The organism is Lysobacter terrestris, from assembly GCF_014489475.1.
Taxonomy (GTDB): domain Bacteria; phylum Pseudomonadota; class Gammaproteobacteria; order Xanthomonadales; family Xanthomonadaceae; genus Agrilutibacter; species Agrilutibacter terrestris.
This window is the reverse complement of sequence record NZ_CP060820.1, coordinates 753797-772582: the sequence shown is the minus strand read 5'-3', so window position 1 is coordinate 772582 and position 18786 is coordinate 753797. Positions and strand designations below refer to the sequence as shown.

Here is an 18786-nt window from a genome sequence, read left to right as displayed (position 1 = left end):
TCCCGGGGCTTCTCAAAATCACGACACCAGCCGATTACGGAGCAGGGCAGTCGGCGGGGGTATTGGTGGCGGTGAAGCCGATGCCGTCGGAGTCGGTCGGGTGGCATTCCCAGACGATGCGGCCGGCAGGGCCGGACGGGAAGGACGGAGTCAGGGTGACTTCGACCCAGTTCGCCGGGGCGTCGACGCCACCGCTCATGTTGCGTCCGATGAGCGTGCCGGCGGGGGCGGTGCACTTTGCGACGCCGTCGCAAATGTTCGCCATGGCAGCGCCTTGGCCGAAGTTCTCGCCGACCTTGATCTTCTCGCCGGCGAGGCCGCCGATGGCGTTGGTGATCTTGGCCTTGACGGTGTAGTCGCGGTAAGCCGGCAGCGCGATGGCGGCCAGGATGGCGATGATCGCGACGACGATCATCAGTTCGATCAGCGTAAAGCCCTGCTGCTTCTTCATGGTGTTTCCCCTAGGAGTAGTTGAATTTCACGTGCCGGCTGGCCCGGGGTACCGGTCCGTCGGCCCTGCCGTGCTTGCCGCACGTGCCCAAGTTACTACGCATAGGTCGTGCCAAAGCGGCCAGATGGGGCTTTGTTCATCAAACTGCTGAGGAGGTCACGGAGCGACGTAGAGGACGCTACGTGATGTGACGTTTTACGTCACTCGGGCTCAGGGTTGTGACGCGTGACGTCATTTTTTGTGATGCCCGATGGGGGCGCGATCGACTAAAGCATCTTCGACAACGGATCGGGTCAATCAATCCCAAGCTTTTTCAGCTTGTACCGCAACGCCCGGAACGTGATCCCCAGCGCCGCCGCCGTGCGGGTCTTGTTGAAGCGGTTTTCCTGCAGCGCCTGTTCGATCGCCTGGCGCTCCATCGCTTCGATGTATTCGGGCAGGCGGCTGCTGGCGGTGTCGCGGGGGTTCAGGGCGCGCGGGTCGAGGGCGGCGTGGGTGCCGGTGGCGCGCGGGTCCAGTGGGGGCATGTGCGGGGCGGACGCCTGCGGCAGTGTGGCCGGGGCGGCGCCGAATACGGGCGAGTGGCCGGCGGCGATTGCGGCGCTGGTGGCCGGCGGGGCCTTGGGCAGGCGCAGGTCGCCGGCTTCGATCAGGTCGCCGTCGGCGAGGGCGAGGGCGCGCTCGAGGATGTTTTCCAGCTCGCGCACGTTGCCCGGGAACGGATGGGCGCGCAGCGCCTCGAGTGCATCCGGCGCCAGCGTCGGGATCGTCCGGCTCTGGGCGGCGGCGAGGCGGGTCAGCACGCGCTCGGCCAGGCCGGGCAGGTCGTCGAGGCGTTCGCGCAGCGGTGGCACGCGCAGCTCGATGACGTTGATGCGGTAGTACAGGTCGTGGCGGAAGCGGCCGTCTTCGGTCAGGGCCGCGAGGTTCTTGTGCGTGGCCGAGAGGATGCGGACGTCGACGTTGACTTCGGAATTCGCGCCGACCGGGCGGATCGACTTTTCCTGGATCGCGCGCAGCAGCTTGACCTGCATGGCCAGCGGCAGCTCGGCGACTTCGTCCAGGAACAGGGTGCCGCCGTCGGCAGCCTGGAACAGGCCCGGCTTGTCGGCGTGGGCGCCGGTGAAGCTGCCCTTCTTGTGGCCGAAGAACTCGCTTTCCATCAGCTCGGCCGGGATCGCGCCGCAGTTGACCGGCACGAACGGGCCGTTGGCGCGCGGGCCCTGCTCGTGGATGGTGCGGGCAGTGAGTTCCTTGCCCACGCCGGACTCGCCGACGATGTAGACCGGGGCCTGGCTGCGCGCAACCTTGGCGATGGTCTGGCGCAGCGTCGCGATGGCCGGGGAATCGCCGAAGAAGCGTGCGGCCACCGGGTCGGCCTGGGCGGGGGTGCGGCGCTTCTCGCGCAGGTCCAGGGCGTGGCGCACGAGGTCGCGCAGCACCGGCAGGTCGACGGGCTTGGCGACGAAATCGAAGGCGCCGGCCTTCAAGGCCTCCACCGCCGCTTCGACGTTGCCGAAGGCGGTGATCATCGCGACCGGGGTGTTGGGGTGCTTCTGGTTGATCTCGGCGATCAGGTCCATGCCCGAGCCGTCGGGCAGGCGCATGTCGGTGAGGCACAGGTCATAGGCGTTGCGCGCCAGCTGCGCGCGTGCGTCGCCCAGGGTGGCGGCGGTGTCGCAACGCAGGCCCATGCGGCCAAGCGTCATGACGAGCAGCTCGCGGATATCGCGCTCGTCGTCGACTATCAGTGCACTGCGTGTTTCCGTCATCCGCTCCTCCGCGCGCCGACACGATAGCGGAACGGACCGCCGCCAGCCAACCGGGGCCGGTCACGGTCTGCCTGAATCGTTCGTATTCCGGTGATGGTCAGCTACCGGTGGACAGCAAGGGACTGGGCGCGGCCATGGCGATGCGGAAGCAGGCGCCGCCCCCGGGAAGGGCGACGTAGCCCAGCGTGGCCTGGTTGGCCCGGCACAGCTCGCGGGCGATGTACAGGCCCAATCCGGTGCCATGGCCCGAGGTGGTGAAGAAAGGCCGGAACAACTGCCCCACGACCGATTCAGGCACGCCCGGCCCGCGATCGCGCACGTCGATGGTCGGGGCGCCGGCATCGTCGACGGAGACATGCACGGTGACCCGCGCCGGCTGCCCGGGCATGCGGCCGTAGGTCAGGGCGTTGTAGGTCAGTGCGGTCAGCACCTGGTGCAGCTGCCGGGGGTCGACCATCGTGATGAGCGAGGTCGGTGCGCCCGTGGCCTTCAATGAATCGTGTTCGAGCGGGTGCGAGACCGCATAGTCGTCGACGAAGCGGCGGGTGAAGGCCATCAGCTCGACGTGCTCCGGCTTCGCCGAATCCCGGCGTGCCAGTCCCAGCACGTTGTCGACGATGCCGTTCATGCGCTGGCCCTGCTGGCGCACGATCTCCAGCAGGCGCTGGTCGGAGGTGGGCAGGTCCTTGGACTCCTCCAGCAGCTGCACCGCGTAGTTGATCGCCGCCAGCGGGTTGCGGATCTCGTGGGCGAGGCTCGCGGAAAACCGGCCCAGCGTGGCCAGGGTCATCGATTCGGCCTGGCGCGAGACGATGCTGGTGTCGTCGAGGAAGACCAGCACCTGGTCGCTGCCGGCGCGCAGCCGGGTGAAGCGGGGCACGACGTCGGGCAGGTCCGGGGCCAGTTGCAGGGGCGTGTCGTCGGCGCGTCCGGTGTCGCGCCAGGTCGTCAGCCGTTTGCCCAGGGCCGGGGCGGCGAGGAGCAGGTCGCGGCCTTCGCCGGGGTCGTCGCCACGATCGCTCAGCAGCAGCATGGCCGCCTCGTTGGCGAGGCGCAGCTTGTTGTGGCTGTCCACCAGCAGCACGCCGGTGCGCAGGCGCCGGATGATCAGTTCGTTCACTTCGGCGAGCGAGGCGGCGTCCGCGCCGCGCTGTTCGGCCAGGTCGACGCTCGCGCGCATCTGCCGGCCCAACACGTTGGTCAGGGTCGCGATGGCCAGGTAACCGGTGGCGAACATCAGCGGTTCGCCGATGCCGCGGCCGTCGGGGCCGCCCAGCAGGTATTCGAGCAGCAGGCCGCTCGCCGCGACCGCCGCGATCCCGATGCCCAGGCGCGCCGGCAGGAGCAGTGCGGCCGCGCCGACGTTGAACATCAGCATCAGCACGATGCCCGCGCGCGTGCCGGGCATCGCGTACACGGCGAGGATGCCGAAGAACAGGTCGAACACGACGCCGGCCAGCGCCTGCAGCCTCAGGTCGCCGTGCTTGCGGATCACGAACAGCAACAGGGCGACGAACAGGTAGATGACCGCGGTGGCCTTGGCCACGCCCTCGTCGCGGGGTTCGCTCAGGTACTGGCGGATCGGGCCGAACAGCAGGAAGGTCAGCAGGGCCGCTTCCAGCAGCCGGTACAGGGTGAAGAAATGCAGCTCGCGGCGCAGCGCGCTGTCGGCTTCGGCGGCGGGGCGGGTGGGCAAGCGGGGGATCCCGGGGGGTGTACGGCCGAGTATAGGCAGGGCGCGGGCGGCTCCGCTGCGGCGCCGTTCGACCAATGGACGATCCCGGCGTTTTGCCCCGACCGCCGCGATCGGCGACAATGCCGGCCCCCGCGCGGCGGCCGCCTTGGCCGCGTTCCCGGCGTGGGTTCTTTCTTTCCCCTCGGTGACGCATGAATTTCCACGAATACCAGGCAAAGCAGCTCTTTGCCGATTACGGCATTGCGGTGCCGGCCGGGCGCGTAGCGCGCACGCCGGAAGAGGCTGTCGACGCAGCCAAGGCCATCGGTGGCGACTTCTGGGTGGTCAAGGCCCAGATCCACGCGGGCGGCCGCGGCAAGGCCGGCGGCGTGAAGCTCGCCAAGACCCTCGATGAAGTGCGCGACTACGCCAAGGGCATGCTCGGCACGAAGATGGCCACCTACCAGACCGCCGGCGTGGAACTGCCCGTCGACAGCGTGCTGGTGACCCAGGCCACGGACATCGCCAACGAGATGTACCTGTCGGTGCTGGTCGACCGCGACAGCAAGTCGATCACCTTCATCGCCTCCGCCGAAGGCGGCATGGACATCGAGCAGGTCGCGCACGAGAAGCCGGAAGCGATCAAGACGCTGCACGTGAACTACGTGCAGGGCCTGCAGCCGTACCAGACCCGCGAACTCGGCTTCGCGCTCGGCCTGAACGCCAAGCAGGTCAACCAGCTGAGCAAGATCATGCTGGGCCTGTACAAGCTGTTCAACGACAAGGACCTGGCGCTGGTCGAGCTCAACCCGCTCGCCGTGCTCACCGACGGCAACCTCGCGGTGCTCGACGGCAAGATCAACTCCGACGACAACGCGACCTTCCGTCATCCGGAACTGGCCGCGATGCGCGACATCCGCCAGGAAGACGAGACCGAGGTCAAGGCCAGCCAGCACGACCTCAACTACGTCACCATGGACGGCAACATCGGCTGCATGGTCAACGGCGCCGGCCTGGCGATGGCCACGATGGACGTGATCTCGCTCAACGGCGGTTCGCCGGCCAACTTCCTCGACGTCGGCGGCGGCGCCACCAAGGAACGCGTCACCGAAGCCTTCAAGCTGATCCTGTCGAGCGACAAGGTGAAGGCGATCTTCGTCAACATCTTCGGCGGCATCGTCCGCTGCGACATGATCGCCGAGGGCATCATCGGCGCGGTCAAGGAAGTGGACGTCAAGGTTCCCGTCATCGTCCGCCTCGAAGGCACGAACGTGGAAGCCGGCAAGGAGCTGCTGAAGAACTCCGGCCTGGCCATCACCCCGGCCGACGACATCAACGACGGCGCGAAGAAGGCCGTTGCGGCCGTCGCCGGCAAGTAAGGAACAACGATCCCATGAGCGTTTTGATCAACAAGAACACCAAGGTGATCGTGCAGGGCTTCACCGGCTCGCAGGGCACCTTCCACGCCGAGCAGATGCTCGACTACGGCACCAAGGTCGTCGGTGGCGTGACCCCGGGCAAGGGCGGCACGCAGCACCTCGGCCTGCCGGTGTTCAACACCGTCGCCGATGCCGTCAACGAAACCGGCGCCGACGCCTCCGTCATCTACGTGCCGCCGCCGTTCGCGGCCGACGCGATCCTCGAAGCGGCCGATGCCGGCATCAAGGTCATCGTCTGCATCACCGAGGGCATTCCGGTCCTCGACATGCTGCGCGTGAAGAACGCCCTCAACGGCTACGACGACGTCGTGCTGGTCGGTCCGAACTGCCCCGGCGTGATCACGCCCGGCGAGTGCAAGATCGGCATCATGCCGGGCCACATCCACATGCCGGGCAAGATCGGCATCGTGTCGCGCTCGGGCACGCTGACCTATGAAGCCGTGAAGCAGACCACCGACGTCGGCCTCGGCCAGTCGACCTGCATCGGCATCGGCGGCGACCCGATCAACGGCACCAACTTCATCGACGCGCTGAAGTGGTTCCAGGACGACCCGCAGACCGAAGGCATCATCATGGTCGGCGAGATCGGCGGTTCGGCCGAGGAAGATGCGGCCGAATTCATCAGCAAGTACGTGACCAAGCCGGTGGTCGGCTTCATCGCCGGCGCCTCGGCGCCGAAGGGCAAGCGCATGGGTCACGCCGGCGCGATCGCCTCGGGCGGTTCGGGCACGGCCGAAGGCAAGTTCGCGGCGATGGAAAAGGCCGGCGTCACCACGGTGAAGTCGCCGGGCGACCTCGGTGCGGCGATCGCGAAGCGCCTCGCCAAGTAATTCGCTGTTGCAATCGTTCGAAGAAAAGGCCGCCTTCGGGCGGCCTTTTGTTTTCGATATTTTGTGTTGACCGATTCAACGACCCCCACTATCTTGTGGTTGTCGATGGTGCCGACCCCGCCAAGGGGAGGCTTAAAGGGAATCCGGTGAGGTCGATCCCGTGATGGATTGGACCGATTCCGGAGCTGCCCCGCAGCGGTAACTGGTAACGACCCGCGTCAACGGCACTGGCCCGGTCCCGAAAGGGATGCAGCTGGGAAGCGACGCGCAGTAGGCAAGGCGGTGTGCTGGCAACAGCCGACCGTCCCGACCGGAAGCCCGAAAACCTGCCACGACCGGAGGAATCCGTTCGCCCTGGGCCCAAGCGCGCAAGCGCCGAAGTCGAAGGGCGGTCCGGACCTTCCGTTTGGCCAGGCGTCTCCGCGGGGAGCGACGGTCGACCATGCCGGGAGTGCGTCCCGCGCCGTCGCCCGTTTGCATTCCTCCGCGTTGAAGCCGGCTCGCCCGAGGGGGCGGGGGCCGGTCCGTGCGCGGGATGGCCGTTGGTCCATCGCAGCGCCTGCGACCGCTTTCGCTTCTTCTCCACAGCCACCGGAGAGGACAGCCATGAACACCGAGACCCCAGCTGTAGTGGATACGCTGGACGCCGCGATCGAGACGCCATCGCTCGACGTCGCTCCGCCTGCGCCGGCGAACGCCGCGCAATCCAGCTTCGCCCTGACCCCGCCGCACGCGCCGGCGAGCATGGCCATCACCAAGCGCGACGGCCGCAAGGAGCCGGTCGACGTCAACAAGATCGTGCGCGCGGTGACGCGCTGCAGCGACGGCCTCAACGAGATCGACCCGATGCGGGTCGCGCTCAAGACCATCGCCGGCATCTACGACGGCGCGACCACGCGCGAGCTCGACGAGTTGTCGATCCGCACCGCCGCCGCGTTCACCGCGGAAGAGCCGCAGTACGCCCGCCTGGCCGCGCGCCTGCTCGCCGGCTACATCGACAAGGAAGTCGCGGGACTGGGCGTGCATTCGTTCTCGCAGTCGATCGTGCTCGGCCACGAACTGGGCCTGATCAACGACCGCATCCGCGAGACCGTCGAAACCAACGCGCGCAAGTTCAACGATGCGATCGACGCCGCGCAGACCCAGCGCTTCGAATACTTCGGCCTGCGCACGCTGTACGACCGCTACCTGCTGAAGCACCCGCAGCGTCGCAGCGTGATCGAGACGCCGCAGCAGTTCTTCATGCGCATCGCCGTGGCGCTGACCGACACGCCGTCGGCCGCGCTGGAGCTGTACCGGCTGATGGCGTCGCTGGACTACATTCCCAGCTCGCCGACGCTGTTCAATTCCGGCACCCGCCACGAGCAGCTGTCGTCGTGCTTCCTGCTGGATTCGCCGCAGGACTCGCTCACCGACATCTACGCCCGCTACGGCGACGTCGCGCAGCTGTCCAAGTTCAGCGGCGGCATCGGCCAGGCGTATTCGCGCATCCGTTCGCGCGGTTCGCTGATCCGTTCCACCAACGGCCGCAGCAACGGCATCGTGCCGTGGCTGAAGACGCTCGACGCCTCGGTCGCCGCGGTGAACCAGGGCGGCAAGCGCAAGGGCGCCGCGTGCATCTACCTGGAAACCTGGCACGCCGACATCGAGGAATTCCTCGAGCTGCGCGAGAACACCGGCGACGAAGCGCGCCGCACGCACAACCTCAACCTGGCCAACTGGGTGCCCGACCTGTTCATGCAGCGCGTGGAAATCGATGGCGACTGGTCGCTGTTCGATCCGCACGCGGTGCCGGAATTCGTCGACCTGTGGGGCGAGGCGTTCGAGCGCGCCTACGTGCAGGCCGAACAGCAGGGCCTGGCCGCCAAGACGATCAAGGCGCGCGAACTGTATGCGCGGATGATGAAGGTGCTCGGTGAAACCGGTAACGGCTGGATGACCTTCAAGGACGCCTCCAACCGCACCTGCAACCAGGTCGGTCCGGGCCGCACGGTGCACCTGTCGAACCTGTGCACCGAGATCCTCGAGGTGACCTCGGCGGAAGAAACCGCGGTGTGCAACCTGGGCTCGGTCAACCTCGCCCAGCACGTGGCGCTGTACGACGACGGCAAGTCCGCCTTCGATTTCGACAAGCTCGGCGAAACCGTGCGCGTCGCGGTGCGCCAGCTCGACCGCGTCATCGACCTCAACTTCTACCCGATCGAAACCGCGCGCCGCTCCAACCTGCGCTGGCGCCCGGTGGGGCTGGGCGTGATGGGCCTGCAGGACGTGTTCTTCAAGCTGCGCCTGCCGTTCGATGGCGTCGAAGCGCTGCAGCTGTCGACGAAGATCGCCGAGCGCATCTACCTGCACGCGCTGGAAGCCTCGTGCGAGCTGGCCGAGAAGCACGGCGCGCACCCGGCCTACGCCGAGACGCGCGCGGCCGGTGGCGCGTTGCAGTTCGACCTGTGGGGCGTCACTCCGACCGAAACCGCGGCCTGGGACGCGCTCAGGCAGCGCATCGCCCAGCACGGCCTGCGCAACTCGCTGCTGATCGCGATCGCGCCGACCGCGACCATCGCGTCGATTGCCGGCTGCTACGAATGCATCGAGCCGCAGGTGTCCAACCTGTTCAAGCGCGAGACGCTGTCGGGCGACTTCCTGCAGATCAACCGCTACCTGGTCGACGAGCTGAAGAAGCTCGGCCTGTGGACCGAGCAGACGCGCGACGCGATCAAGCTGGCCGAAGGCTCGATCCAGGCCGTGCCGGGGATTCCGGAGGCATTGAAGGCGGTCTACCGCACCGCGTGGGAGTTGCCGCAGAAGGCGCTGATCGACCTGGCCGCCGCACGCGGCCCGTACCTCGACCAGTCGCAGTCGCTCAACCTGTTCATGGAGAGCCCGAACATCGGTCGCCTGTCGTCGATGTACATGTACGCGTGGAAGTCGAAGCTGAAGACCACCTACTACCTGCGCTCGCGGCCGGCCACGCGGATCGCCAAGGCAACCGTTTCGGCAACGCCGGCGCCGGCCTACAGCGAGCAGCAGGCATTGGCCTGTTCGCTGGAGAACCCGGAGGCCTGCGAGGCCTGCCAGTAATCGTTTCGGGAGCGGCGCGCGACTGCCAGGACGGCCTCGCGCAGGGATGTGGTCGCCGCCGCTCCATCTGCTTCGTCCCGGTCCCAGCGCGGGATCCCGGTTGCAATCGTCGGTGAAGCTGCATCGCTTCGCCTTGCCCATCATCCGGCGCTTCGCGCCACCTTCCCCCGCGCGAGCGGGGAGAAGGGCAAGAACGAGAACTCCATGTCCGCAGTGATGCCATCCCACCTGCTCGATCCCGGCTTCGCCCTCACCCTGCGGCCGATGCGTTATCCCGCGTTCTACGAGATGTACAAGGACGCCATCAAGAACACCTGGACCGTCGAGGAAATCGACTTCGGCATCGACCTCAACGACCTGCGCCACAAGCTGACGCCGGCCGATCGCCACCTGATCGAGCGCCTGGTCGCGTTCTTCGCCACCGGCGATTCGATCGTGTCCAACAACCTGGTGCTGAACCTGTACCAGCACATCAACGCGCCCGAAGCGCGCATGTACCTGTCGCGCCAGCTGTACGAGGAAGCGCTGCACGTGCAGTTCTACCTGACGCTGCTGGATGCCTACATTCCCGATCCCGCCCGCCGCGCCGAAGCCTTCGACGCGATCGAGAACATTCCATCGATCAAGGCCAAGGCCGCGTTCTGCTTCAAGTGGATGGATTCGGTGCAGGACCTGCGGCGCCTGGAGACGCGCGAGCAGCGCCGCGCCTTCCTGCTGAATCTCATCTGCTTCGCCTGCTGCATCGAAGGCCTGTTCTTCTTCGCCGCGTTCGCCTATGTGTGGTTCCTGCGTTCGCGCGGGCTGCTGCCGGGGCTGGCGTCGGGCACCAACTGGGTGTTCCGCGACGAATCCGGGCACATGGGCTTTGCCCTGGAGGTGATCCACACCGTGCGCAGCGAGGATCCGGGCCTGTTTGATGCGGGCATGGAGCGCGAAGTGCGCGCGATGCTGCGCGAGGCGATCGAGGTCGAGGCCGGCTTCGCCACCGACGTGCTCTCCGGCGGCGTCAACGGCCTGTCGCCGCGCGAGATGCGCCAGTACCTGGAATACGTTGCCGACCTGCGCCTGTCCGCGCTCGGCCTAGTCCCCGAATTCGGGGCGAAGAATCCGTTCCCGTTCATGGACCTGCAGGACGTGCAGGAGCTGACCAACTTCTTCGAGCGTCGCGTGTCGGCCTACCAGGTCGGCATCAGCGGTGCGGTCGGGTTCGACGATGCGTTCTGACCATCCCCATGTGGAGCCGGCCGCGCTGCTGGAAGCGCGGTTGTGGGAGATCGTGTTCCCGGACGACGCGAACCACCTGGGCACGCTGTTCGGCGGCCGCGCGCTGGCGTGGATGGACAAGGCGGCGTTCATCGCCGCCACCCGCTATGCGCGCCGCACCGTGGTCACGGCGCGCTCGGAGCAGGTCGACTTCCATGTGCCTGTGCGGCAGGGCCAGCTGGTCGAACTGGTGGCGCGCATCGTCGAGGTCGGGCGCAGCTCGATGCAGGTGGAAGTGGAGCTGCACACGGAAGACCCGCACGCCGGCACGCGCCACCTGTGCACGCGCGGCCGCTTCGTGATGATCGCGCTGGACGCCAACGGCAAGCCGGCACCGGTGCAGGCGCTGGCCGTGATGGCCTGAGGGCGTGTAGCCCGGGTAAGCGCAGCGCACCCGGGGCCTTCGGCGCGTGCGGAACCCCGGGTGCGGCCTTCGGCCTTACCCGGGCTACGCCAAGTTGAAATGTCGGCCCGCCACACCGCAGTAGAATGCGCGCACACGCAGGCTGGAGCAGGGCATGACGGTGCGGATCGCGATGGCGCAGTTCGATTTCACGGTCGGTGCGGTGGCGCAGAACGCCGACCGCATCATCGAGATGATCGCGGTCGCGCGGGAGGAATACGCCGCCGACGTGGTGCTGTTCCCCGAGCTGGCCCTCAGCGGCTACCCGCCGGAGGACCTGCTGCTGCGTCCGGCGTTCCTCGCCGACTGCGAGGCGGCGATGCAGCGCATCGCCCGCGCCGCGACCGGGATCGTCGCCATCGTCGGCTGGCCGCAGGCCGCCGGCGCGGTGGTCTACAACGCCGCCAGCGTGTTGCGCGACGGCGCCATCGCCCACACCTACCGCAAGCGCGAGCTGCCCAACTACGCGGTGTTCGACGAGCGCCGCTACTTCGACGTCGACCCGGACCGCGACAACTGCGTATTCGAAGTCAACGGCACCCAGGTCGGGCTGATCATCTGCGAAGACCTGTGGTTCCCCGAACCCATCGCGCAGACGGTCGCGGCAGGCGCGCAGGTGGTGCTGGTGCCGAACGCCTCGCCGTTCGAGCGCGACAAGCACGTGCAGCGCGACGAACTGCTGGCGCAGCGGGTGCAGGAAACCGGCGCGGCGATCGCCTACCTCAACGTGGTCGGCGGGCAGGATGCGCTGGTGTTCGACGGTGCCTCGGTCGTGGCCGACGGCGACGGCGCGGTGCATCCGGCGGCGGCCGCCTTCACCGACCAGTGGCTGGTGGTCGACTTCGATGCGGACACGCGCAGGTTCGCACCGGTGCAATGGATGGACGATGGCGACGAAAGCCGCGATGCGCTGGCCTGGCGCGCAGTGGTGCGCGGCACGCGCGACTACTTCGCCAAGAACGGCTTCAAGCACGCGTGGCTTGGCCTGTCCGGCGGCATCGATTCCTCGCTGGTGCTGGCGATCGCGGTGGATGCGCTCGGCGCGGACCACGTGACCGCGGTGCGCATGCCTTCGCGCTACACCGCCGACCTGTCGAACGACCTCGCCGAGGAGCAGTGCCGCCGCCAGGGCGTGCGCATGATCACCGTGCCGATCGAGAAACCGTTCCAGGGCTTCATCGATGCGCTGGCGGAGCAGTTCGCGGACAAGCCGGTAGACACCGCCGAGGAAAACCTGCAATCGCGCAGCCGCGGCGCGATCATGATGGCGCTGAGCAACAAGTTCGGCGGCCTGCTGCTGACCACCGGCAACAAGAGCGAATACGCGGTCGGCTACGCCACCATCTACGGCGACATGTGCGGCGGCTATGCGCCACTGAAGGACCTGTACAAGACCGAGGTATTCGCGCTGGCGCGCTGGCGCAACACCGTCGGCGACCTGGTGATCCCGCAGGGCGTGATCGACCGCCCGCCCTCGGCGGAATTGCGCGAGAACCAGAAGGACCAGGATTCGCTGCCGACGTACGACGTGCTCGACGCGATCCTGTACCGGCATGTCGACCTGGAGCAGTCGGGTGCGGAGATCATCGCGGCCGGCTTCGATGCGGCGACGGTGGAGCGCGTGCTGCGGCTGGTGCGGATCAGCGAATGGAAGCGGCACCAGGCGGCACCGGGTCCGAAGGTGTCGCGGCGTGCTTTCGGGCGCGAACGCCGTTATCCGATCACCAATGGGTACATGGACGGCAAATAGCGAGTAGCCCGGGTAAGGCCGCAGGCCGCACCCGGGGTCACGTACAAAACTCCCGGGTGCGCTTCGCTTACCCGAACTACGTGAACTGCATCGCCGCTACGTTTGCCTCACGGCGCGACTGGCACCGCCTGCCCGGTGACGCGGATCCCGCCGCGTGCGCCGATCTCCACCGTCAACAGGCTGGGGCGTCCCATGTCGACGCCCTGGTGGATCGTGATCGTCGCGGGCGGCACGACCAGCGCCAGTTCGCGCAGGTAGGCACCTAAGGCCGCGGCCGCCGCGCCGGTGGCGGGATCCTCGACCACGCCGCCCGGCGGGAATGGATTGCGCGCGTGGAACAGCGTCGGCCCCTCGCGCCAGAGCAGCGCGAGCGTGGTGAGGTCGTGGGCCAGCATCAGTGCCTTGAGCGCCGCGTAGTCGTAGTCGAGTTCGCGCAGGCGTTCGCGTGTGCGTGCCGCGAGGATCAGGTGGCGCGCGCCGGCGAAGCCTATGCGGGCCGGCAACGCGGGGTCGAGCTCATCGGGCGACCACCGCAGTGCGGCCAGCGCACTGGCCAGCAGTTCGTCGGACGGCACGACGACGTGCGGTTCCACGCTGGTCAGCGTCGCCGTGGTGCGGCCGTCGGTGCGGTGCGTTTCCACCGCGACTTCGCCGACGCGGGTGTGCAGGCGCAGGTGGCCGGGCGCACTGCGTTCGGCCAGCGCGACCGCGGCGGCGATGGTGGCGTGGCCGCAGAAACTGATTTCCTTTTCCGGCGAGTAGTAGCGCGTGTCGTAGCCGCCGTCCGCGCGCGGCGACAGGAAGGCGGTTTCGGAATAACCGATTGCGGCGGCGATGGCCTGCATCCGCGCGGCATCCAGCCCGCGGGCATCCAGCACCACGCCGGCGGGGTTGCCGCCCTCGGGGCGATCGGTGAACGCGGTGTAGCGAAGGAGTTCGGGCTCGCTCATGGCAGGGGCACGCTCGGGGGGCAGGCCAGTGTGCAGCGCCGGGCGCAAACTGCGCGGTCGCGCCGTGCACGCAGTGTTCCGCGCATCGACGCCGGCGATGCCCGGCGCCAAAAAGCAAAACGCCGCCCGGAGGCGGCGTTCGTGCGTGGATGCTGCGGGGTTCAGCGCTTGTCGTTGTCCAGCGCCGACTTCTCGCCGGCGAACGGATTGAGCTTGCGCAGGTTGTTCGGGTAATCCGGCCAGTCGCCCGTCAGGTACGGGTGGTTCGGATCGTTCTGCTGCAGCACGCGCTTGGCGTCGTCGGCGAGCGCCGTATTGCCCAGGCCGGTGTAGGCGGCGGCCAGCGCGGCGACCGCATCGTTCTGGTACTTGCTCTGCGGATAGGTCTCGAGCACGCGCTTGGCGCGGTCGGCGGCGGCCACGTAGGCGGTGCGGCGCAGGTAGTACAGGGCGACGTCGAGGTCGTGGCGCGCGAACACGTTGCGCAGGTCGGCCATGCGCTGGCGCGCGTCCTCGGCGTAGCGGCTGTTCGGGTAGCGCTCGGCGACGATCTGGAAGTCGTTGTAGGCCTGCTGCGGCGTCGCCAGGTCGCGGCGGCTCGGATCCAGGCGCCACACCCGCTGCAGGAACACCGTCTGCCGGCTCGAATCCACCAGGCCGCGCAGGTAGTACATGTACGAGGTGTTGCGGTGGGTCGGGTAGGTGCGGATGAAGCGGTCGATACTGCTGATCGCGTCGTCGTGCTTGCCCGACTTGTACTGGGCGTAGGCGGTTTCCACCAGCGCCTGCTCGGTGTACGTGCCGTAGGGGTACTGCGCGACCAGGCGCTTGAAGACGAGCTCGGCGCCCGACCAGTTGCCGTGGGTCATCAGGCGGTGCGCCTTCGTGTACAGCTCCTCGACCGGCTGGCCCTCGTTGGCCTCCTCGTCCTTGAACATGCCCTTGACCCGGGCGCAGCCCGAACCGGCAAGGACGGCGATCAGCAGCAGGCAGAGCAGGGCGCGCGGAGCGATGCGATTACGACTGGGGGTCATGGGGCAGCAGGCTTTGGACGGACGCCGGAGGCGCGAAACCCGGATAATAGCAGCCCGGCGATCCGCCCCCTGAACCTTGGCCCCTGCATGAGCGGCTCTGCCCAGACCCTTTCCGCCACCGTCCCCGACAGCAGCGCCGGCCGTCGCTTCGACGCCGTGCTTGCGGAACTTTTCCCCGATTACTCGCGCTCGCGCCTGTCGGCCTGGATCAAGTCCGGCGACGCCCGCCTCGACGGCAAGGAAGTGCGCCCGCGCGATCCGGTCCGCGGCGGCGAAACCGTCACCCTGGCCGTGGTGCTCGAGGTGCAGACCCATTCGCAGCCCGAAGACATCGCGCTGGACGTGCTGTACGAGGACGAGCACGTCTTCGTCATCAACAAGCCCGCGGGGCTGGTGGTGCATCCGGGCGCGGGCAATCCCGCCGGCACCCTGGTGAACGCGCTGCTGCACCGCGACCCGGCGCTCAACGCGCTGCCGCGCGCCGGCATCGTCCACCGCCTCGACAAGGACACCTCCGGCGTCATGGTGGTCGCGCGCACCTTGCCCGCGCACACGGCGCTGATCGAGCAGCTGTCCTCGCGCGAAGTGCACCGCCAGTACCTCGCCGTGGTCGTGGGTGCGCTGGTCTCCGGCGGCACCGCCAACGCGCCGATCGAACGCCACCCGCGCGATCGCATCCGCATGGCCGTGCGCGACGACGGCAAGGACGCGGTGACCCACTTCCGCCTGCGCGAACGCTTCCGCGCCCACACCCTGCTCGAATGCCGGCTGGAAACCGGGCGCACGCACCAGATCCGCGTGCACATGGCGCACCTCAAGCACCCGATCATCGGCGATCCGCTCTACGGCGGCCCGCTGAAGCTGCCCAAGGGCGCGACGCCGGAACTGATCGAGGCCCTGCGCGGTTTCCGCCGCCAGGCGCTGCACGCCGAAGTGCTGGAGTTCAGCCACCCGGTGACCGGCGAAGCCGTGCGCTGCAGCGCGCCGGTGCCCGACGACCTGCGCGCGCTGGTGCGCGCCCTGCACGACGACGCGGCGCTCGCGAAGCGGGACGGCCGCTGAGAGCCATGCATCCGGCCTTCCTCCCGGCCGCGTGGCCTGTACCGAAGTCGGTGCACGGCTTCACCACCCTGCGCCACGGTGCCGGCGTCTCGCGCGCGCCGTTCGACAGCTTCAACCTCGGCCTGCGTTCGGGCGACGTCGAAGCGGACGTACTGCGCAACCGGCAGCAGCTGGCCGAATTCGCGCGGCTGCCGTCGCCGCCGCACTGGCTGCGCCAGGTGCACGGCGTGGACGTCGTGCGTTGCGACGACAGCGCGGCCACGCACGAGCCGGAAGCCGACGCCGCGGTGACCTCGACCCCCGGCGTCGTGCTCGCCATCCTCACCGCCGACTGCCTGCCGGTGCTGTTCGCGGCGAAAGACGGCAGCGCCGTCGGCGCCGCGCATGCCGGCTGGCGCGGCCTGGCCGCGGGCGTGCTGGAAGCGACCGTCGCCGCGCTGCACACGCCGCCCGACCACCTGCTCGCCTGGCTCGGTCCCGGTGCGGGACCGCAACGCTACGAAGTCGGCATGGAGGTCTACGACGCCTTCGTGGCCGACGACTGGGGCGCGGGCCGCGCCTTCACCAGCACGCGTCCCCACCACTGGCACGTCGACCTGTACGCGCTCGCGCGCCGCCGCCTCGAGAAGGCCGGGCTGCGCGCGCACGACATCCATGGCGGCGCGCTGTGCACCATCGCCGACCCGCAGTCCTTCTACTCGCACCGTCGCGACCAGCGCACCGGGCGCATGGCCTCGCTGGTGTGGATGGATCCCGCGCGTTGAACGCGCCGGCGCGCCTGCTGTTCGCGGCGCTGCTGGGCGCACGCTTCGAATCGCTGCCGCCGCTGGTGCGTGCCGTGCATTTTCGCCTCGGCGTGCAGCAGCTGGCCGGCGAAGTGGAGGTGGAGCGTGGACACGGCAGGCTGGCGCGGCTGTGTGCGTGGGCCACGCGCCTGCCGCCGGCCGGATGCGGCCCGATCGCGGTCGAGATCGTGGCCACGCCCGGCGAGGAACGCTGGACGCGACGGATCGCCAACCACGCGATGCCGTCGCGCCTGTGGGCCGGCGACGGCCTGTTGTGCGAGCGCCTGGGCCTGGTGACGTTCGGCTTCCGCCTAGAGGTGGAGGCGGCCGCGCTGGTCTGGCGCGTGGCGCGCGTCCGCGTCTTCGGCGTGCCGTTGCCGGCTGCGTGGTTTGTGGCGGTCACTGCGCGCGAAACGCAGCAGGGCGATCGCTACTGCTTCGACGTCGCCGCGGCGCTGCCCGCGGCCGGACTGCTGGTGCGTTACCGCGGCTGGCTGCATGTCGGCTGAGGGCGAAACACGCGCCGATCCGCGCCCGGTCATCGTCTTCGACGGCGTGTGCGTGCTGTGCAGCGGCTGGGTGCGTTTCCTGCTCCGTCACGACCGCCGCGCGCGTTACCGCTTCGCCGCCATGCAGACCGCGAGCGGTCGTCGCCTGCTGGTCGAGAACGGGCTCGATCCCGACGACCCGGTGTCGTTCCTGCTGGCGGACCACGGCCGCGCCTGGCGCGACACCGATGCGATCGTCCGCGTCGTTGCCGGGCTCGCCGGCCCGTGGCGGCTGGTGCACGCGCTGCGCGTGGTGCCGCGGCCGCTGCGCGATCGCGCGTACCGCTGGCTGGCGCGCAACCGCTACCGCTGGTTCGGGCGCCACGACGCCTGCGCGCTGCCGCCGGACGGCCACGCCGACCGTTTCCTGCCGTAGGCCTCAGGCCGCGCGCAGGGTGGCGAGGAAGTGCTGCCGCCAGGCGGTGATGTCGTGCCGGCGCAGCTGTTCGATCATCGCCTGCCAGCGTTCGCGCCGTTCCTGCAGCGGCATCGCCACCGCGGTGGCGATCGCATCGGCAACGCCGTCGAGGTCGTAGGGATTCACCAGCAACGCCTGCGGCAGTTCGCGCGCGGCACCGGCGAAGCTCGACAGCACCAGCACGCCGGGATCGTCGCCGTCCTGCGCGGCGACGAATTCCTTGGCCACCAGGTTCATGCCATCGCGCAGCGGCGTCACCAGCGCCACGCGCGCCAGGCGGTAGAAGCCGGTGAGCGAGGCGTGCGGGTAGTTGCGGTTGACGTAACGCACCGGCGTCCAGTCGGCATCGGCGTGGGTGCCGTTGATGTGGCCGGCGAGGCGTTCCAGTTCCTGGCGCAGCGTGCGGTACTCGGGCACTTCGCCGCGCGACACCGGCGCGATCTGCAGGTAGGTCACGTGCCCGCGCTGTTCCGGATGGCGCAACAGGTAGCGTTCGAAGGCGCGGAAGCGCTCGGGCAGTCCCTTCGAATAATCCAGCCGGTCGACGCCGATGGCGAGCGCGCGCCCCGACAGGCTCGCGCCGAGCCGCTTCGCGCTGGCCTTGCCGGCGGAGCGCGCGGCCAGGTCGCTGATGCCGGCCGTGTCGATGCTGATCGGGAAGGCGCCGGCACGCAGCCGGCGTCCTTCGGCCGTTTCCAGCACGCCGTGTTCGACCACGCGGCCGCGGCCGAACAGGCGCACGTAATCCTGGAAACGCTCGAGGTCGCGCTCGGTCTGGAAGCCGACCAGGTCGTACTGGGACAGGCCTTCGAACAGGCGGCGGTGATCGGGCAGCGCCGCGAGCAGGTCGGACGACGGCATCGGCACGTGCAGGAAGAAACCCAGCCGGCAGCGCACGCTGCGTTCGCGCAGCAGTTGCGCGAGCGGGATGAGGTGGTAGTCGTGCACCCATACGACGTCGTCGTCCTGCAGCAGCGGTGCGAGCTTCTCGGCGAACAGCGCGTTGACGCGGCGGTAGCCGGCGTACATCTCGCGGCTGTAGTCGACCAGGTCCATGCGGAAATGCAGCAGCGGCCACAACGTGCGGTTGGCGAAGCCGTGGTAGTAGGCGTCGCGGTCGTCCTCGGAGAGGTCGACGGTGAGGTAGCGGACGTTGCCGGCAGCGGTTTCGTGCAGGCGGCCGGACTCGGGCGCGACGCGGCCGCTCCAGCCGAACCAGAGGCCGCCGGCTTCCTCGATCGCGGCCTTGAGCGCGATGGCCAGACCGCCGGCGCGCGCCTCGCCCGGCAGGGCGACGCGGTTGGACACCATCACCAACCTGCTCATTG

At 68.7% G+C, this 18786-nt stretch carries 15 protein-coding genes, 1 pseudogene and 1 riboswitch; of the genes and pseudogenes, 10 read left to right on the top strand and 6 right to left on the bottom strand.

All coding sequences use genetic code 11. The features are described 5' to 3' along the window. Window positions 1-339 precede the first annotated feature (339 nt). The 3 genes and pseudogenes from H8B22_RS14975 to H8B22_RS03605 all read right to left on the bottom strand — a co-directional run. A pseudogene (locus H8B22_RS14975) lies at window positions 340-451 on the bottom strand (prepilin-type N-terminal cleavage/methylation domain-containing protein); the annotation flags it as partial. A gap of 293 nt (window positions 452-744) precedes the next feature. Beyond that, window positions 745-2223, bottom strand: coding sequence for a sigma-54-dependent transcriptional regulator (locus tag H8B22_RS03610; RefSeq protein WP_187712758.1), 1479 nt, complete (start codon window positions 2221-2223; stop codon window positions 745-747). A 97-nt stretch (window positions 2224-2320) separates the two neighbouring features. Continuing rightward, complete coding sequence (locus H8B22_RS03605) at window positions 2321-3919, bottom strand: sensor histidine kinase (protein WP_187712757.1); 1599 nt, start codon at window positions 3917-3919, stop codon at window positions 2321-2323. A 191-nt stretch (window positions 3920-4110) separates the two neighbouring features. Here H8B22_RS03605 and sucC point away from each other — a divergent pair, with 191 nt between their 5' ends. From sucC to H8B22_RS03575, 6 genes are all read left to right on the top strand, one after another. Further along, entirely contained in the window at window positions 4111-5277 is a 1167-nt protein-coding gene (sucC, locus tag H8B22_RS03600) for an ADP-forming succinate--CoA ligase subunit beta (protein ID WP_187712756.1), read from the top strand. A gap of 14 nt (window positions 5278-5291) precedes the next feature. Then, complete coding sequence (gene sucD, locus H8B22_RS03595) at window positions 5292-6167, top strand: succinate--CoA ligase subunit alpha (RefSeq protein WP_187712755.1); 876 nt, start codon at window positions 5292-5294, stop codon at window positions 6165-6167. Between the two features lie 88 nt (window positions 6168-6255). Further along, window positions 6256-6515: riboswitch (cobalamin riboswitch) on the top strand. Window positions 6516-6911: 396 nt separating this feature from the next. Next, the gene (locus H8B22_RS03590) at window positions 6912-9245 is read left to right on the top strand and encodes a ribonucleoside-diphosphate reductase subunit alpha (RefSeq protein WP_187713514.1); all 2334 of its coding nucleotides are present in this window, start codon (window positions 6912-6914) and stop codon (window positions 9243-9245) included. Window positions 9246-9449: 204 nt separating this feature from the next. Beyond that, on the top strand, window positions 9450-10469 hold the full coding sequence (locus H8B22_RS03585) for a ribonucleotide-diphosphate reductase subunit beta (protein ID WP_187712754.1): 1020 nt from the start codon (window positions 9450-9452) through the stop codon (window positions 10467-10469). Beyond that, a complete protein-coding gene (locus H8B22_RS03580) occupies window positions 10459-10872 on the top strand; it encodes an acyl-CoA thioesterase (protein WP_187712753.1) in 414 nt (137 codons plus the stop codon). Before H8B22_RS03585 ends, H8B22_RS03580 begins: the two co-directional genes overlap by 11 nt. A gap of 154 nt (window positions 10873-11026) precedes the next feature. Then, complete coding sequence (locus H8B22_RS03575; protein WP_187712752.1) at window positions 11027-12661, top strand: NAD+ synthase; 1635 nt, start codon at window positions 11027-11029, stop codon at window positions 12659-12661. A gap of 107 nt (window positions 12662-12768) precedes the next feature. Here the strand turns inward: H8B22_RS03575 and H8B22_RS03570 are convergent, their stop codons facing one another. Together H8B22_RS03570 and H8B22_RS03565 are read right to left on the bottom strand one after the other, a co-directional pair. Next, window positions 12769-13611, bottom strand: coding sequence for a PhzF family phenazine biosynthesis protein (locus H8B22_RS03570; protein ID WP_187712751.1), 843 nt, complete (start codon window positions 13609-13611; stop codon window positions 12769-12771). 161 nt (window positions 13612-13772) lie between these two features. After that, window positions 13773-14645: an outer membrane protein assembly factor BamD gene (locus H8B22_RS03565; protein WP_187712750.1), complete on the bottom strand. Its 873-nt coding sequence runs from the start codon at window positions 14643-14645 to the stop codon at window positions 13773-13775. An 87-nt stretch (window positions 14646-14732) separates the two neighbouring features. Here H8B22_RS03565 and rluD point away from each other — a divergent pair, with 87 nt between their 5' ends. The 4 genes from rluD to H8B22_RS03545 are packed head-to-tail and all read left to right on the top strand — an operon-like array spanning window position 14733 to window position 17416. Then, window positions 14733-15707: a 23S rRNA pseudouridine(1911/1915/1917) synthase RluD gene (gene rluD / locus H8B22_RS03560; protein ID WP_187712749.1), complete on the top strand. Its 975-nt coding sequence runs from the start codon at window positions 14733-14735 to the stop codon at window positions 15705-15707. A gap of 5 nt (window positions 15708-15712) precedes the next feature. Next, a complete protein-coding gene (gene pgeF / locus H8B22_RS03555) occupies window positions 15713-16471 on the top strand; it encodes a peptidoglycan editing factor PgeF (protein WP_187712748.1) in 759 nt (252 codons plus the stop codon). Next, window positions 16468-17001 (top strand): DUF4166 domain-containing protein, encoded by a 534-nt coding sequence (locus tag H8B22_RS03550; protein ID WP_187712747.1) that lies wholly within the window; start codon window positions 16468-16470, stop codon window positions 16999-17001. Before pgeF ends, H8B22_RS03550 begins: the two co-directional genes overlap by 4 nt. After that, the gene (locus H8B22_RS03545; RefSeq protein ID WP_187712746.1) at window positions 16991-17416 is read left to right on the top strand and encodes a thiol-disulfide oxidoreductase DCC family protein; all 426 of its coding nucleotides are present in this window, start codon (window positions 16991-16993) and stop codon (window positions 17414-17416) included. Before H8B22_RS03550 ends, H8B22_RS03545 begins: the two co-directional genes overlap by 11 nt. A gap of 3 nt (window positions 17417-17419) precedes the next feature. Here H8B22_RS03545 and otsA read toward each other — a convergent pair whose 3' ends face one another. Next, a complete protein-coding gene (gene otsA, locus H8B22_RS03540) occupies window positions 17420-18784 on the bottom strand; it encodes an alpha,alpha-trehalose-phosphate synthase (UDP-forming) (protein ID WP_187712745.1) in 1365 nt (454 codons plus the stop codon). Window positions 18785-18786 lie beyond the last annotated feature (2 nt).

Bases quoted from the DNA above. Each gene is read 5' to 3' on its own strand.
- H8B22_RS03610 (WP_187712758.1), bottom strand. From the start codon at position 2,223: ATGACGGAAACACGCAGTGCACTGATAGTCGACGACGAGCGCGATATC.
- sucC (WP_187712756.1), top strand. From the start codon at position 4,111: ATGAATTTCCACGAATACCAGGCAAAGCAGCTCTTTGCCGATTACGGC.
- sucD (WP_187712755.1), top strand. From the start codon at position 5,292: ATGAGCGTTTTGATCAACAAGAACACCAAGGTGATCGTGCAGGGCTTC.
- H8B22_RS03590 (WP_187713514.1), top strand. From the start codon at position 6,912: ATGGCCATCACCAAGCGCGACGGCCGCAAGGAGCCGGTCGACGTCAAC.
- H8B22_RS03585 (WP_187712754.1), top strand. From the start codon at position 9,450: ATGTCCGCAGTGATGCCATCCCACCTGCTCGATCCCGGCTTCGCCCTC.
- H8B22_RS03580 (WP_187712753.1), top strand. From the start codon at position 10,459: ATGCGTTCTGACCATCCCCATGTGGAGCCGGCCGCGCTGCTGGAAGCG.
- H8B22_RS03575 (WP_187712752.1), top strand. From the start codon at position 11,027: ATGACGGTGCGGATCGCGATGGCGCAGTTCGATTTCACGGTCGGTGCG.
- H8B22_RS03570 (WP_187712751.1), bottom strand. From the start codon at position 13,611: ATGAGCGAGCCCGAACTCCTTCGCTACACCGCGTTCACCGATCGCCCC.
- H8B22_RS03565 (WP_187712750.1), bottom strand. From the start codon at position 14,645: ATGACCCCCAGTCGTAATCGCATCGCTCCGCGCGCCCTGCTCTGCCTG.
- rluD (WP_187712749.1), top strand. From the start codon at position 14,733: ATGAGCGGCTCTGCCCAGACCCTTTCCGCCACCGTCCCCGACAGCAGC.
- pgeF (WP_187712748.1), top strand. From the start codon at position 15,713: ATGCATCCGGCCTTCCTCCCGGCCGCGTGGCCTGTACCGAAGTCGGTG.
- H8B22_RS03545 (WP_187712746.1), top strand. From the start codon at position 16,991: ATGTCGGCTGAGGGCGAAACACGCGCCGATCCGCGCCCGGTCATCGTC.
- otsA (WP_187712745.1), bottom strand. From the start codon at position 18,784: ATGAGCAGGTTGGTGATGGTGTCCAACCGCGTCGCCCTGCCGGGCGAG.